This window comes from Microbacterium soli (genome assembly GCF_039539005.1).
Lineage (GTDB): Bacteria > Actinomycetota > Actinomycetes > Actinomycetales > Microbacteriaceae > Microbacterium > Microbacterium soli.
On the sequence record NZ_BAABCP010000002.1, the window covers coordinates 151,966 to 166,341 of the forward strand.

Sequence of the window (14,376 nt, forward strand, 5' to 3'; positions counted from 1 at the left end):
CTCTCCTCCTGCTGTGGACAGTGACGATTGTATCGATCGGATGCTGTGCGCCGACCGGATCGATCGGCTCGTGCCGCTCAGCTCTCCAAGAGCCCGCGGATGTCGTCGGCGGTCAGGGCCTGGGAGAACAGTGCCTCGTCATCCATCACCGCCGTGAACAGCCGTGCCTTGCGCTGCTGCAGCGCCAGCACCTTCTCCTCGATGGTGTCGGCGGCGATGAGCCGGTAGACGAACACGCGGCGGTCCTGGCCGATGCGATGCGTGCGGTCGATGGCCTGCGCCTCGGCCGCGGGATTCCACCACGGGTCGAGGAGGAAGACGTAGTCGGCCTCCGTGAGGGTCAGACCGAAGCCGCCGGCCTTCAGGCTGATGAGGAACACGGGCTGCGCGCCTGCCCGGAACTCGTCGACGACGTCGCCGCGACGACGCGTGGCCCCGTCCAGGCGCGCATGGTCGATGCCGGCGTCGGTCAGCCGCCGCGCGGCGAGGTCGAGGAAGCTGGTGAACTGGCTGAACACCAGCGCGCGGTGGCCCTCCTCCTGCAGCTCGCGCACGCGGTCGACGAGCACGTCGAGCTTGCCGGAGGGGATGGCGGTGTCGGCCTCGTCGATCAGTCCCGGAGCGAGGGCGAGCATCCGCAGCATCGTCAGCGAGCGGAACACGATGAACCGGTTGCGGTCCAGGTCCGCCAGCAGCCCCAGCAGTTTCTGCCGTTCGCGCTGGAGGACGGCGTCGTATCGGGCGCGGTGCGCGGGCAGGAGGTCGACGAACACCTCCTGCACCTGCTTGTCGGGCAGGTCGGCGGCGACGAGTTCCTTCGTGCGGCGGAGCATGAGCGGTCGGATGCGGTGGCGCAGTCGCTCCAATCTGCGCCGGCGGTAGTCGCCGCCCTCCTCGGTCTCCGGCACCCTGCCCTTCTCGATGGGCTGCACGTACTCCTCGCGGAATCTGCGTGCCGAGGGGAACAGGCCCGGAGCTGTCAGCGAGAACAGCGCCCACAGGTCGGTGAGACTGTTCTCCAGGGGCGTGCCGGTGACGGCGATCTTCACGCGGGCCCGCAATCCCGCGATGGCCCTGTGCGCTTTGGTCGAGGGGTTCTTCACGAACTGGGCCTCGTCCAGCACGACCGCCGCCCACTCCACGTCGGCGTACTCGTCGTCGTCGAGTCTCAGCAGCGTGTACGACGTGACGATCACGTCGGCGTCGCGCGCCGCATCCGCGATCCGCTCGTCGCGCCGAGCGGCAGTGCCCTGGATGAGCGTGACGCGCAGCCGCGGTGCGAACCGCGCGGCCTCGCTGCGCCAGGTGCCCAGCACGGACGTCGGAGCGATCACGAGGACGGGGCGCCGCTCCCCCTGTTCGCGGGCGTGCACGATGAGCGACAGCAGCTGCAGCGTCTTGCCGAGGCCCATGTCGTCGGCGAGGATGCCGCCCAGCCCGTGCGACCAGAGGAAGGCGAGCCAGTCGAAGCCCTGCTTCTGATACGGGCGCAGCCGCGCCTGCAGGCCGGAGGGGATGTCCGTGGAAGGCACATGCTCCACGTCGCGGAGGCCCTCGACCAGCGCACGCCAGGCGACAGCGGACTCGGACTGATCGGCGAGGTCCTCGAAGTCGGCCCACAGCGCGGTCTGGTAACGGCTGATCCGCGGTCCGGTCTCCCACTCGGCGAGGTGGGCGGCCTCGTCGATCAGCTCTCGCAGCCTCTGCAGTGCGGGATGCGCCAGCGAGAACCAGCTCCCATCCACGAGCAGCAGCTTGGTGCGCCGCATGCTGAGCGCGGTGAACAGCGGGGTGAACGGGATCGACACCCCGTCGATCTTGACGATCACGCCCAGGTCGAACCAGTCCGGGTCCGGAGAGTCGACGGTGGAGACGGTGATCTCCGGCGCACCGGCGAGCTCACGGTACTCCTTGCGCCCGCCGGTGACGACGACGCGCACATCGCCGGCCTCGAAGGCCTGCAGCACCGTCGTCGCCCACTCCGCCGTGGCGACGCCCAGGTGCACGCCCCGCGCCTCGAAGGGCTGGTCCGTGGCCGAGGCCCAGATGCGCTCCAGCTCGTGAAGAGCCTGCAGCTCGGCTTCCGCATCACGGAACGCATGGTCCGCCGGCACCGGCTCACCGACCGTCAGCGGGACAGCGCCCTGGCCGCGGTACTCCCACTCGAAGCGGTGCTCGAGGCGGTCATCGGCGCCGAAGTGGACCCGAAGCACGGGTTCGGGTCTGACCGGATCCGGCAGCTCCAGCCCGTCCGCGGCTGTGACGGGCGCCTGCCGGGCGATGGAGGGGTACGCCTCCGTGAGGAACAGATCGCGATCTTCCGCGGACACCTCGATGTCCTCGGCGGCCGTGATGGCCGCGCGCACGGGTGCGCTCAGCGCCACGGGCGCCAGGGTGACCTCGATCGCCGCGCCGACGACCTCCCAGCGGTAGACGCCGCTCATCCCCACCGGCCGGACCGATGCCGTGGGCGCCTGCTCCCCGTCGAAGCGGATGTCGGCCCCGACTCGCAGTCCGCCGTGCTCGTCGTCCGCGATTCGGATCCCCGCCGTGACGGTGTCCGCCAGCCGGACCGTGGTGTGCTTCTGCACTGCCACGAGGGGAACGCCGATGCTTCCGAGCGAATGCAGGTGCTGCCAGATCAGCGGGGATTCGACCCGGTCCAGGGGGATCCACTCGGTGGCCGTGCCGGAGAGCAGCGAGTCGCGCGCGATGGCGAGGAAGTCGACGAACCAGCGGGCCTGAGCAGGGTCGAAGCGGGTGCCGGGGCGACGCAGCGCGTCCCACGTGACGTCGCCGTGGATCCACTTCCCCGTGGAGGTGCTGCGCAGGAGGGGCCGGACGGCCAGCTGCACCTCGCCGTGGTCGCGGACCAGTGCACGTGGAGTGGCGGTGCGGGCGGGCGCGGCACCCCATCGATCCCGTGTGCGCGGCGGTCGTACGCGCAGCTCGACGCCGAGGGCGAGCGGGACGAGCGCGTCGGCGGGCCGGGTCACCGGGACGAGGCTGCGCCAGGCCGCGCGCTGGGTGTCCCTGCGGGTCTGCGTGACGGCCTGTTCCTCCGCCTCCCTGGCGGGCGCGACGAGCATGGCGGCGACGAGGTGCTTGCACGCGCCCGGCACGGGGCAGGTGCAGCTGGTGCTGAGGATCTGGCCGCCGCGGAACTGCGCGCGGCAGAGATAGGGGGTGCTCGCACCGCCGTACACCTCAGCCGTGAGCGTCTCGGAGACGGCGTCCCAGGAGACGTGCTTGACCCGACCGCGGCGGGCGTAGTCGAGCCCGCGCTGGTAACCGCCGTCGCCCGCCAGCCTGCGCAGCTGCTGGGCGCTGGGCCGGGGAATGCTCATCTGCGCATCCTTCCGCGGGGCTCCGACATCCGCCGAGGACGGTGACGGGCTTCAGGGCCGAGTACGTACGGTGTGACGTCGGCGGGGTCGGCCTGCACGTGTCCGCGCGAGTCAGCGGGAACGATCGATACGCGCGAGGACGCCGTGCACGAACGCCCCGGAGTCCTCTGTGGAGAGGCTCTTGGCCAGTTCCACGGCCTCGTCGATCGTGACCGCGGTGGGCACCTCGTCGTTGAACAGCAGCTCCCAGGTGCCGATGCGCAGCAGCGCCCGGTCGACGGCGGGCATCCTCTCCAGTCGCCAGTCGCGACTGTGCGTGGTGATCTGCTCGTCGATCTCGTCACGGTGATCGATGATGCCGTCGACGATCTCCCGCGCGTACAGCCACGAGCTCAGTCTGGCGGGTTCGTTGGCCGCGCGCTCCGCCGCCGCCGCGAGGGACACCGACAGCTCCTCCCCGCGCACGTCGGCGGAGAAGAGGATGTCGAGGGCGCGCTTGCGCGCCTTGGTGCGTGCGCTCAAAGTCGGTCGCCGACGTCAGTCGTTGACGCGTCCGAGGTAGTCGCCCGTACGGGTGTCCACCTTGACCTTGGTGCCCTGCTCGAGGAACAGCGGCACCTGGATCTCGTAGCCGGTCTCCAGCTTGGCGGGCTTCGTGCCCGCCGAGGAGCGGTCGCCCTGCAGACCGGGCTCCGTGTAGGTGACCTCGAGGATGACCGAGGCCGGCAGCTCGATGTACAGCGGGTTGCCGTTGTTCAGCGCGATCTGGACCTGCTGGTTCTCCAGCATGAAGTTCGCGGCGTCGCCCACCGTGGCGGCGGGGACGTTGATCTGGTCGTAGTCCTCCTGGTCCATGAACACATAGCTGTCGCCATCCGTGTACAGGTACTGGAAGTCACGGCGGTCGACGTTCTCGATCTCGATCTTCGTGCCCGCGTTGTAGGTCTTGTCGACGATCTTGCCGGTGACGACGTTCTTCAGCTTGGTGCGCACGAACGCACCGCCCTTGCCCGGCTTCACGTGCTGAAACTCCACCACGCTCCAGAGCTGTCCGTCGATCTTGATGACGACGCCGTTCCTGATGTCTGCAGTGGATGCCATGCTGGTGAGAGTCCGTTCGTTTCGAAGGTTCCGCGGTCGGGCGCGGATGCGCGCAGAGAAGCGACCGAGAGTCGATTCTATCGGATCCCGGGGTTCGGCCGGTTCGACGGGTCGACCCTCGCCCGTCCGGACCTTGGCGGGCATCCCGTCGGGAAGCCCTGGCCGCTGTCCTCACGCGTCGATGAGCGCGATCAGCTCCCGCACGGCGTGCGCGTAGCCGTCGACGCCCTCGCCGATCACGCGCACAGCGGCGACGTCCTCCAGATAGGAGAAGTGCCGGAACGACTCGCGTGCGTGCACGTCGGAGATGTGGACCTCCGCGAACGGCATCCCCACGCCCGTGAGCGCGTCGCGCAGCGAGACCGAGGTGTGGGTCAGCCCACCGGGGTTGATGACGATGCCCGTGCAGTCCTCGCGGGCGGCGTGGATCGTGTCGATGAGCACACCCTCGTGATTGCTCTGCACTGCGCGCACCTCGTAGCCGAGCGCCGCCGCCGTCTCTGCCGTGAGCTTCTCCACGTCGGTCAGCGTGGCCGTGCCGTACACCTCCGGTTCGCGCGTACCGAGGAGATTGAGGTTGGGGCCGTTCACCAGGAGGAGGCGACGGACGTTCATGCCGCGATCTCCTGGTACGCGGCGAACATCAGTGACTCGTCGGGCGCCTGCAGCACGGTGGGCTTCGCGAGGTCGTCGAGCAGCACGAACCTCAGCATGCCGCCACGAGCCTTCTTGTCGCGCTGCATGGTCGCCAGGAGCGCCTTCCAGGCGCCCGCCCGGTAGGAGGTGGGAAGGCCCAGCGACTCCAGCACGGAGCGGTGGCGCTCCGCCGCGGGGTCGGACAGCCTGCCGACCAGCCTGGACAGCTCCGCGGCGTACATCATCCCGATCGAGACGGCCGCACCGTGGCGCCACTGGTAGCGCTCGGCGTGCTCGATGGCATGACCGAGGGTGTGGCCGTAGTTGAGGATCTCCCGCAGGCCCGCCTCACGGAAGTCGTCGGAGACGACCTCGGCCTTCATCCGGATCGCCAGCTCCACCGTACGACGGAACTCGTCCGTGGTGGGGTCCACGGCCCGCGCGGGGTCCGTCTCGATGATGTCGAGGATCTCCGGTGCCCAGATGAAGCCGGCTTTGACGACCTCGGCGTATCCGGCTGTCGCCTCATTGGCGCTGAGGCTGCTGAGCTCGTCGAGATCGCCGATGACGGTGCGCGGCGCCCAGAACGCACCCACGAGGTTCTTGCCCTCGCTCGTGTTGACCCCGGTCTTGCCGCCCACGGCCGCGTCGACCAGACCCAGCACCGTGGTGGGGACCTGCACGACCTGCACGCCTCGCAGCCAGGTGGCGGCGACGAACCCGGCGAGGTCCGTGACCGCACCGCCGCCGTATCCGACCACGGCGTCCGTGCGGGTGAAGTCCGCCTGACCCATCACCTGCCAGCAGAACGCCGCCACTTCGATGCGCTTTCCCGCCTCGGCATCGGGGATCTCCGCCAGCAGCACCTGCAGCGAGCCGTCCGTCATGAGGCGATCGCGCAGCTCGGCGGCGCGGTCGGCGAGGGTCGGGGGGTGTACGACGAGCACCTTCGCGACCGCGGGATCGAGGGCCGTGCGGACCCTGTCGAGGATGTCCCGCCCCACGATGATGTCGTAGGGGGCCTGTCCGGTGACGCTGATGGTCTCCGCGGTCATTGCTGTTCCTTCCTCCATGCCGCGATCCTCTCCGCCAGTGCTCGCATGGGTGTGCGAGAGGTGTCGACGGTGAGGTCCGCGACCTGTTCGTACCAGGCTCGGCGTGCGTCGAAGATCGTCTGCCATCGCTCGAGCGGGTCGGTCTCACCGGCCAGCAGCGGTCGGCCCGGGCCGGCGATGCGGTGCGCGACGGCCTCCGCATCCACCGTGAGGAACACCACCGGATGCCGGGTGAGCAGCAGCCGGGTGCCGGCATCCGTGACCGCTCCGCCGCCCAGCGAAACCACGCCGCCCTCCGCGAGAGCCTCCGCCACAGCCGCATGTTCCAGCTCTCGGAACCGCACCTCCCCGTGCTCGGCGAAGATCTGAGGGATCGGCCCGTGCGCTGCGGCCACGCGCTTGTCCGTGTCGATGAACGGCACCTTCAGCAGTCGCGCGACCTTGCGGCCGACACTCGTCTTGCCCGCGGCCATGGGGCCGACGAGCACGAGCGTCGACGGCTCAGGAGAGCTCATCATGAGCGAGCAGCGCCGCCTCGGAGGCGGGCGCCGTGCGCAGCCGCTCGGGGATCGCCGCCAGGTACCCCTCCAGGTTGCGACGGGTCTCCCCCACGCTGTCGCCGCCGAACTTCTCCAGCACGGAGTTCGCCAGCTCGATCGCCACCATCGCCTCCGCGACGACACCGGCGGCGGGTACCGCGCACACGTCCGAGCGCTGGTGGTGCGCGGTCGAATCCTGCCCTGTGGCGATGTCCACCGTGTGCAGAGCATGCGGGACCGTCGCGATGGGCTTCATGCCCGCCCTGACGCGCAGCACCGTCCCCGTGGTCATGCCGCCCTCCGTGCCGCCGGCGCGATCGGAGCCTCGGGTGATGCCGCCGTCGGTCTCGAAGAGTTCGTCATGGGCGGCGGAGCCGCGCCGACGCGTGGTCTCGAAGCCATCGCCGATCTCGACGCCCTTGATGGCCTGGATGCTCATGAGCGCCTGCGCGAGACGGCCGTCCAGTCTTCGGTCCCAGTGCACGTGAGAGCCGACCCCGGGCGGCAGGCCGTACGCCAGCACCTCGACGATCCCGCCGAGCGTGTCGCCGTCCTTGCGGGCTGCGTCCACCTCGGCCACCATCAGTGCGGACGTCGCCGCGTCGAAGCACCGCAGCGGATCCGCGTCGAGTGCACCGACGTCATCCGGCGTCGGCAGGGCCGAGCCCTCCGGGACCCGAATCGGGCCGATCGAGAGGGTGTGGCTGACCAGCCGGATGCCCAGCTCCGAGAGGAACGCCCGCGCGACGGCGCCCAGCGCCACTCGTGCGGCGGTCTCCCGAGCACTCGCGCGCTCCAGGACCGGGCGCGCCTCCTCGAAGTCGTACTTCTGCATTCCGACGAGGTCTGCGTGGCCGGGCCGGGGCCGGGTGAGTGCCGCGCCGCGCCCGCGGGACTTCTCGGTCAGCTCGGTGGGCGCGGGGTTCATCACCTCGGTCCATTTGGGCCACTCGGTGTTCCCGATGCGCAGGGCGATGGGGCTGCCGAGCGAGAGCCCGTGCCGGACCCCGCCGGAGATCGACAGCTCGTCCTGCTCGAACTTCATCCTCGAGCCGCGCCCGTAGCCGAGCTTGCGACGCTGAAGGTCGGCCTGGATGGCAGAGGCGGTGACCGTGACTCCGGAGGGAAGGCCCTCCATGATGGCGATGAGTTCGGGGCCGTGGGATTCACCGGCCGTGAGCACGCGGAGCATGGCTCTAGTCTTCCATGGTCGCCGAGCGCATGAGAGCAACGATGACGTCCTCATCCGGCAGCGCGCGGTCCTGGGTGCCGTGCAGGAAGATGCGGATCTGGCGCACCGCCTGGTACAGCAGCATCTCGAACCCGGAGATGATGGGGCCGCAGGCCCACCCCGCCGCCAGTGCGGACGGCCACGGCGCGTAGGCGGCTTCGAACAGCACGCCTCCCCGAGTGCCCATCGCAGCAGCGATCCCGGTGTCCAGCACCGTGCCGCTGGGCAGCGTGGCGATGGTCGCGTCGACGGGATCCGCGGGTTCGTGGAAGGCCGCCACGGCGATCGGCATCCCCAGCTCCCCGGCGATGCGTCGCATCCGCTCCGCGGACTCGGGGCGCCTCGCGCGCACCTCCGCACGACGTGCGCCCAGCTCACCGGCCGCGACCAGGGCGGATGCCGCCGTCGCGCCGGCGCCGAGGATCCGCACCGATCCGACACCGTCGATCCCCGCGTGCCGGAAGGCGTCGACGATGCCGCCGACATCGGTGTTGAATCCCAGAACCCGCTTTCCCAGCAGCAGTGTGTTCACGGCGCCCGTGAGCCGGGCGTGCGCGTCGACCCGGTCGGCTGCGGCGTGCGCGGCCTCCTTGAGAGGCATGGTCAGCGACAGCCCCCGCCACGTGCCGTCGAGTGCGGCGAGGGACGCAGCGAACCCCGCGGCATCGACCTGCGCTCTTGCGTACTCCCAGTCCAGTCCCAGCTGCCGGTAGGCGGCTCGGTGCAGGGCCGGTGATCGACTGTGTCCGATGGGGTCGCCCCAGACGGCGAGTCGTCGGCGCCCGTCGGTCGGTGTCACGTCCGCCATCAGCATCCCTGGTAGCCGGGGTTGCCGCGGCACCACGCGCGCATCTTCTCGATGCCCTGCTCGTGCTCGGCCAGCGTCTGGGAGAACTGCGTCTGACCCGTGCTGAAGTCGATGGTCACGAAGTACAGCCATGGTCCGTCGACGGGGTGCATGGCGGCGTCGATGGCGGCATCGCCCGCATTCGCGATCGGAGTCTCCGGCAGACCGGTCACGTAATAGGTGTTCCACGGGTTCGGGTCGTGCTGGGCCTCCTTGGAAGTGCTGGCCTTCCCGGCGTGGAGCTCGCCGTAGCCGTACTGCGCGGTGGAGTCCATCTGCAGCTTCATGCCCGTGTCCAGACGGTTCTGGATCACGCGGGAGACCTTCCCGAAGTCGGGTGTGCGCGCCTCGCGCTCGATGATGGAGGCGATCGTGAGGATGCGCTGGGCATCGGCGTCCGCCACGCCCGCGCTGCGCAACGACTCCCTGGTGCGGTCGACCATGCGCGCGATGACGTCCTCCGCGGTGACGTCCGGGTCGAAGTCGTAGACGGCCGGGAACAGCCAGCCGTCCAGTCGTTCGGCGTCGACGCCGTACGCCGACGGATCCGACACGGCCGACTGCAGCTCCTCGAGCGGGATCCCCACGCCGTCGGCGATGAGCGGCAGAGAGGACTCGACGGTGCTCCCCTCCGGGATGCGCACGGTGTTCTCCATGCGGTTGGCCGGATCCTCGAGGGCGGCCAGCGCGTCCGCGGCGGTCATCATCTTCTGCAGTCGGTACACGCCCGGGTAGAAGGTCACGCTCGGGTGCTCCTTCAAGAGGTACTCGTAGAACACCCGGTCGGTCTTGGTGACGCCCGCTTCGTACAGGGCCGTGGACACCGGCGAGCCCGTGTCGCCCTGCTTGATCGTGATGAAGGCCTCTCCGGTGGCCTGCCCCGCCTCGTAGTCCTTGGGTTCGCCCCAGCCCATGACCTCGTCGATCTGCGGCTTGTAGGTGTGATATACCCATGCTCCGCCGGCGGCGATCCCGCCGAGCACGACGAGCACGACGAGGAGCCCGATCAGACATCCCCGTCTGCGTTTGCGCCGTCGTGGCGCGGGAGCGGTCTGCTCAGGGGCGAAGAGGGCCTCCAGCGAGGCGTGCACGTCGAGATCCTCGGCACCCGCCGTGTCCGGCGCGGATGCCGACTCCCGACCGTACGGAGCGTCGGACGGGCTCGGGCCGGTGGTGGGCGGCTCTTCGCGTGCTCGGTCTGCGGCATCGGGCCGGGAAGCGGATTCCGCGGCGGTGGCCGCCTCGCGCGCCTCCCGGATCGCACGGCGGGAGCCGGGTGCGGGGGGTTCGCTGCGCGGGGACCGGTGAGCGGGCCGGGAAGCGGCGGTGGGCAGGTCGTCGAAGAGGTCGCCGAGCCCGTCCGTCTGCGGGTGCGTGTCGGGATCAGACATCGGGAACCGTCTCCTCGGGGAGGTCGATCAACTCACCGGCGGGTCTTCCGGTGTTCTTCTCGATGTCCACCGCGTGCTGGAGGAGCACGACCGCGGCCACCTGATCGACGATGCTACGAGAGTTCTTCTGGGATCTTCCCGAGGCGCGCAGCGCGGCATGCGCGGTGACGGTGCTCAGCCGCTCGTCGATCATGCGCACCGGCAGACGGGTTCTCCTCGCCAGCTGCGCGGCGAAGTCGCGGGCATCCGTCGTGGATCCGGTCTCCTCGCCGCGCAGGTTCACCGGCAGACCGACGATGAGTTCGATCGGCGACCATTCCTGCACGATCTCGGCGATCCTGTCGATCGGCGACCTCGCACGGGGCACCGTCTCCACCGGCACCGCGAGCATCCCATCGGTGTCGACGCGGGCGATCCCGACGCGAGCCTTCCCGACGTCGACGCCGAGACGCACACCGCGACGGAATCCGATCACGCTGTCGTGAGCTCCGTGACCACGGCCTCGAGCGCGGCCTCCAGGGCGGATGCATCGGTGCCGCCGCCCTGGGCGACGTCGTCCTTGCCGCCGCCGCCGCCGCCGAGCACCCCGGCGCTGAGTCGGACGAGAGCGCCCGCCTTCGCCCCGGATGCACGCGCCGCATCATTGGTGGCGATGACGACGACGGGACGCCCCGCCGCGACGCCGCCGAGGGCGACGACCGCCGCCTCGGATCCGAGCCGCTCCCGCACGCTCAGCGCGAGAGTGCGCACGTCGTCGGCGGAGCCGACCTCGCCCAGCGAGGTGGCGACGACCCGGTACGAGCCCGCGTGCACGGCGGAGTCCGCGAGCGCGGGAACCCGGCCCGCGCGCTCCTTCGCCTCGAACTGGGCGATGCGCTTCTCCGCGGCCTTCAAGTGGGATTGCAGTTCTTCGATGCGCGCTGCGAGCTGATCCCGCGGAGCCTTCAGCGCCGCCGACAGCTGTGAGACGATCGTGCGCTCCGCGGCCAGCTCGCGGAACGCGTTCTGACCCACCAACGCCTCGATGCGTCGATTCGACGAGCCCACCGACGACTCGCCGACGACGCTGACCAGGCCGATCTCGGAACTGGTGGAGACATGAGTGCCTCCGCACAGCTCACGGGACCATGGACCGCCGATGTCGACCATGCGCACGACATCACCGTACTTCTCCCCGAAGAGCGCCATCGCGCCGGCCTCCTTGGCCTCATCGAGCGAGACGACGCGCGTGGTGACCTCGAGGGCGTCGTCGACGGCTCGGTTCGCGATGTCCTCGATCTCCGAGCGGGTCTCCGGAGACAACGGCTGCGACCAGGTGAAGTCGAAGCGCATGTAGCCGGCGCGGTTGAGCGAACCGGCCTGCGTGGCCGTCTTCCCGAGCGTGTCCCGGAGTGCGGCGTGGATGAGGTGTGTGGCGGAATGCGCCTGGCGCGCCGCGTGCCGGTTGGCCGCGTCCACGACGGTGGTGGCGCGGTCGTCGACGGCCACGCCACCGGAGTCCACGTGCACGGTGTGGCTGATCAGCCCCGGGACGGGGCGCTGCACGTCGAGCACATCGAGCTCGAAGCCCGCACCGACGATGGTGCCCTTGTCGGCGACCTGGCCGCCGGACTCCGCGTACAGGGTGGTCTCGGCGAGGATGACCTCCGCCACCTGACCTTCGGTCGCCTGCTGGACGGGGACGCCGTCGACGATGATGCCGAGGATGCGGGAATCCGTGCGCAGGTCGGTGTAGCCCGCGAAGACGGTCTCCCCCGCCGCGCGGAGGTCACGATACACGGAGACGTCGGCGCGCTGGCGCTTTCGGCTGCGCGCATCGGCCTTGGCGCGCTCGCGCTGCGCACGCATCAGCTCGTCGAAGGCGGGACGGTCCACGTCCAGGCCCGCCTCCTCGGCGACCTCCATCGTGAGGTCGATCGGGAAGCCGTAGGTGTCGTGCAGCAGGAAGGCCTCGGAGCCGCTGAGTGTGGAGCCACCGGCCTTTCTGGTCTCGTCCAGCGCCAGATCGAGGATCGTCGAGCCCTGCGCCAGCGTGCGACGGAACGTCTCCTCCTCGGCGGCGGCCGACGCCGAAAGCGTCGCCCACTCCTTCTCCAGCACCGGGTAGGCGGTCTTCATGGCCTCCTTGGACGCCAGGAAAAGCTCGGGGAAAGCCGGTTCGTCCACGCCCAGCAGGCGCATGGCTCGCACTGTGCGTCGCATCAGCCGCCGCAGAATGTAGCCGCGGCCCTCGTTCGAGGGGCGCACACCGTCGGAGAGCAGCATGAGCGAGGAGCGCACATGATCGGCCACGACGCGGAAGCGCACGTCGTCCTCGTGCACGGCGCCGTACGGGCGCCCGGACAGCTCGACGGCACGGTCCAGCACAGGACGCACCTGGTCGGTCTCGTACATGTTCTCGACGCCCTGCTTGAGGAAGGCGACGCGTTCCAGCCCCATGCCGGTGTCGATGTTCTTCATGGGCAGCTCGCCCGTGATGTCGAACTCCGTCTTGCCGCGGATGTTGTCGATGAGGTCCTGCATGAACACCAGGTTCCAGATCTCCAGGAACCTCGTGTCGTCGGCGGCGGGGCCACCATCCTTCCCGTACGACGGACCGCGGTCGAAGAAGATCTCCGAGTCGGGTCCGCCGGGGCCGGGCTGGCCGGTGTTCCAGTAGTTGTCCGCGCGTCCGAGACGCTGGATGCGCTCGGGCTTCAGGCCGATGACATCCCGCCAGATCGCCTCGGCCTCGTCGTCGGTCTCGTAGACGGTGACCCAGAGGTCCCTCTCGTCGAAGCCCAGTCCGCCGTCGGACTCGGAGGTGGTCAGCAGCTCCCAGGCGTAGCGGATCGCGCCTTCCTTGAAGTAGTCGCCGAACGACCAGTTGCCGAGCATCTGGAAGAAGGTGCCGTGGCGCGCCGTGCGGCCGACCTCCTCGATGTCGTTGGTGCGGATGCACTTCTGCAGATCCGCGATGCGAGGATGCGGGGCGGGGACGACGCCGGTCAGGTACGGGATCATCGGGACCATCCCCGCCACCGTGAACAGCAGTGACGGGTCGTCGCTGACCAGAGAGGCGGAGGGGACGATCAGGTGGTCCTTCTTCTCGAAGAAGTCGAGGTAGCGCTGCGCGATCTCCGCAGTTCTCATAGTGCTCGTGGGTGTCCTTGCGTGGAAGTGCCGCGTCCCTCGGGGCGCGGCGGGATTCGGGTCGTGTTCAGTCGTCGGAGGTATCCGCCAGGCGGGCCTCCTGCTGGCGGTACGCCTCGCCGAGGATGCCGGTGAACTCCGAGATCCGAGCGTCGATGTCGGCGAGGATCTCCTGACCCCGGGGATCCTTGTTCATGAAGTGCGCGACGACGAACCCGCCGATCACGCCGATCAGGAACCAGCTCAGATTCTTCATTCCGCCATCCTACGACGAGAGGCGCCGGGGATTCCCCGACGCCTCTTCGCCTGCGCGGGTCGGCGTGCCATGATGAGCGCGACGACCCGCTGGAGTGATGTCAGCGAGCAGCGTAGTACTCGACGACCAGCTGCACCTCGCAGGTCACGGGGACCTCGGCGCGCTTGGGACGCCGGACCAGGCGGGCCTGCAGCTTGTCGAGCTCGACCTCCAGGTAGCCCGGAACGGGGGGCAGGACCTCGGCGTGACCGCCGGCGGCTGCGACCTGGAAGGGCTCGAGGCCCTCGGACTTGGCCTTGACGTGGATGAGCTGACCCGGCTTCACACGGAAGGACGGGCGGTCGACGAGCTGACCGTCGACGAGGATGTGACGGTGCACGACCAGCTGGCGGGCCTGCGCGGTGGTGCGGGCGAAACCGGCGCGCAGCACGAGGGCGTCCAGGCGCATCTCGAGCAGCTCGACCAGGTTCTCACCGGTCAGGCCGTCCTTGCGGCGGGCCTCGTTGAAGGCGATGCGCAGCTGCTTCTCGCGGATGCCGTACTGTTCGCGCAGACGCTGCTTCTCGCGCAGACGGACGGCGTAGTCGCTGTCGGCCTTGCGCTTGGTGCGGCCGTGCTCACCGGGAGCGTAGGGACGCTTGTCGAGGTAGCGCGCGGCCTTCGGCGTGAGCGGGATGCCCAGCGCACGGCTGAGACGGACCTTGCGGCGGTCCTGGGACTTCGTGACCACGAAGTGTTCCTTCCATGACGCGGTCGTGTCTCTCACGACTCGCGGGCGTATCGCCTCGGTTCCCCCTTCCCGTCGCGCACGCCGGGGCGCGTCGAGAAGTGTTCCAGGAGT

Annotated in this window: 13 protein-coding genes; all 13 read right to left on the bottom strand. The window is 69.7% G+C overall.

Features of this window, described 5'->3' with window-relative positions:
- Positions 1–77: 77 nt before the first annotated feature.
- The 13 genes from ABD770_RS12880 to rpsD all read right to left on the bottom strand — a co-directional run bounded on the left by ABD770_RS12880 (position 78) and on the right by rpsD (position 14,265).
- The gene (locus ABD770_RS12880; RefSeq protein ID WP_344820073.1) at positions 78–3,347 is read right to left on the bottom strand and encodes a DEAD/DEAH box helicase; all 3,270 of its coding nucleotides are present in this window, start codon (positions 3,345–3,347) and stop codon (positions 78–80) included.
- Between the two features lie 111 nt (positions 3,348–3,458).
- Positions 3,459–3,869, bottom strand: coding sequence for a transcription antitermination factor NusB (gene nusB / locus ABD770_RS12885; RefSeq protein WP_344820074.1), 411 nt, complete (start codon positions 3,867–3,869; stop codon positions 3,459–3,461).
- Positions 3,870–3,884: 15 nt separating this feature from the next.
- A complete protein-coding gene (gene efp, locus ABD770_RS12890; protein WP_344820075.1) occupies positions 3,885–4,448 on the bottom strand; it encodes an elongation factor P in 564 nt (187 codons plus the stop codon).
- Positions 4,449–4,619: 171 nt separating this feature from the next.
- The gene (locus tag ABD770_RS12895) at positions 4,620–5,063 is read right to left on the bottom strand and encodes a type II 3-dehydroquinate dehydratase (protein WP_344820076.1); all 444 of its coding nucleotides are present in this window, start codon (positions 5,061–5,063) and stop codon (positions 4,620–4,622) included.
- Positions 5,060–6,139, bottom strand: coding sequence for a 3-dehydroquinate synthase (aroB, locus tag ABD770_RS12900; RefSeq protein WP_344820077.1), 1,080 nt, complete (start codon positions 6,137–6,139; stop codon positions 5,060–5,062). Before aroB ends, ABD770_RS12895 begins: the two co-directional genes overlap by 4 nt.
- Complete coding sequence (locus tag ABD770_RS12905; protein ID WP_344820078.1) at positions 6,136–6,654, bottom strand: shikimate kinase; 519 nt, start codon at positions 6,652–6,654, stop codon at positions 6,136–6,138. The genes aroB and ABD770_RS12905 overlap by 4 nt, the downstream gene beginning before the upstream one ends.
- Positions 6,641–7,870: a chorismate synthase gene (gene aroC / locus ABD770_RS12910; protein WP_344820079.1), complete on the bottom strand. Its 1,230-nt coding sequence runs from the start codon at positions 7,868–7,870 to the stop codon at positions 6,641–6,643. Before aroC ends, ABD770_RS12905 begins: the two co-directional genes overlap by 14 nt.
- 4 nt (positions 7,871–7,874) lie before the next feature.
- Positions 7,875–8,717, bottom strand: coding sequence for a shikimate dehydrogenase family protein (locus tag ABD770_RS12915; protein WP_344820080.1), 843 nt, complete (start codon positions 8,715–8,717; stop codon positions 7,875–7,877).
- On the bottom strand, positions 8,717–10,147 hold the full coding sequence (gene mltG, locus ABD770_RS12920; RefSeq protein WP_344820081.1) for an endolytic transglycosylase MltG: 1,431 nt from the start codon (positions 10,145–10,147) through the stop codon (positions 8,717–8,719). Before mltG ends, ABD770_RS12915 begins: the two co-directional genes overlap by 1 nt.
- On the bottom strand, positions 10,140–10,622 hold the full coding sequence (gene ruvX, locus ABD770_RS12925) for a Holliday junction resolvase RuvX (protein ID WP_344820082.1): 483 nt from the start codon (positions 10,620–10,622) through the stop codon (positions 10,140–10,142). Before ruvX ends, mltG begins: the two co-directional genes overlap by 8 nt.
- Positions 10,619–13,279, bottom strand: coding sequence for an alanine--tRNA ligase (gene alaS / locus ABD770_RS12930; protein ID WP_344820084.1), 2,661 nt, complete (start codon positions 13,277–13,279; stop codon positions 10,619–10,621). Before alaS ends, ruvX begins: the two co-directional genes overlap by 4 nt.
- Positions 13,280–13,346: 67 nt before the next feature.
- Positions 13,347–13,535 carry a hypothetical protein gene (locus ABD770_RS12935; RefSeq protein ID WP_344820085.1) on the bottom strand — a complete coding sequence of 63 codons (189 nt, stop codon included), beginning with the start codon at positions 13,533–13,535 and terminating at the stop codon, positions 13,347–13,349.
- A gap of 100 nt (positions 13,536–13,635) precedes the next feature.
- Positions 13,636–14,265, bottom strand: coding sequence for a 30S ribosomal protein S4 (gene rpsD / locus ABD770_RS12940; protein ID WP_344820086.1), 630 nt, complete (start codon positions 14,263–14,265; stop codon positions 13,636–13,638).
- Between the last annotated feature and the right edge of the window lie 111 nt (positions 14,266–14,376).

Coding starts and splice junctions, on each gene's coding strand:
- ABD770_RS12880 (WP_344820073.1), bottom strand. CDS start 3,347: ATGAGCATTCCCCGGCCCAGCGCCCAGCAGCTGCGCAGGCTGGCGGGC.
- efp (WP_344820075.1), bottom strand. CDS start 4,448: ATGGCATCCACTGCAGACATCAGGAACGGCGTCGTCATCAAGATCGAC.
- ABD770_RS12895 (WP_344820076.1), bottom strand. CDS start 5,063: ATGAACGTCCGTCGCCTCCTCCTGGTGAACGGCCCCAACCTCAATCTC.
- aroB (WP_344820077.1), bottom strand. CDS start 6,139: ATGACCGCGGAGACCATCAGCGTCACCGGACAGGCCCCCTACGACATC.
- ABD770_RS12905 (WP_344820078.1), bottom strand. CDS start 6,654: ATGAGCTCTCCTGAGCCGTCGACGCTCGTGCTCGTCGGCCCCATGGCC.
- aroC (WP_344820079.1), bottom strand. CDS start 7,870: ATGCTCCGCGTGCTCACGGCCGGTGAATCCCACGGCCCCGAACTCATC.
- ABD770_RS12915 (WP_344820080.1), bottom strand. CDS start 8,717: ATGGCGGACGTGACACCGACCGACGGGCGCCGACGACTCGCCGTCTGG.
- mltG (WP_344820081.1), bottom strand. CDS start 10,147: ATGTCTGATCCCGACACGCACCCGCAGACGGACGGGCTCGGCGACCTC.
- alaS (WP_344820084.1), bottom strand. CDS start 13,279: ATGAGAACTGCGGAGATCGCGCAGCGCTACCTCGACTTCTTCGAGAAG.
- ABD770_RS12935 (WP_344820085.1), bottom strand. CDS start 13,535: ATGAAGAATCTGAGCTGGTTCCTGATCGGCGTGATCGGCGGGTTCGTC.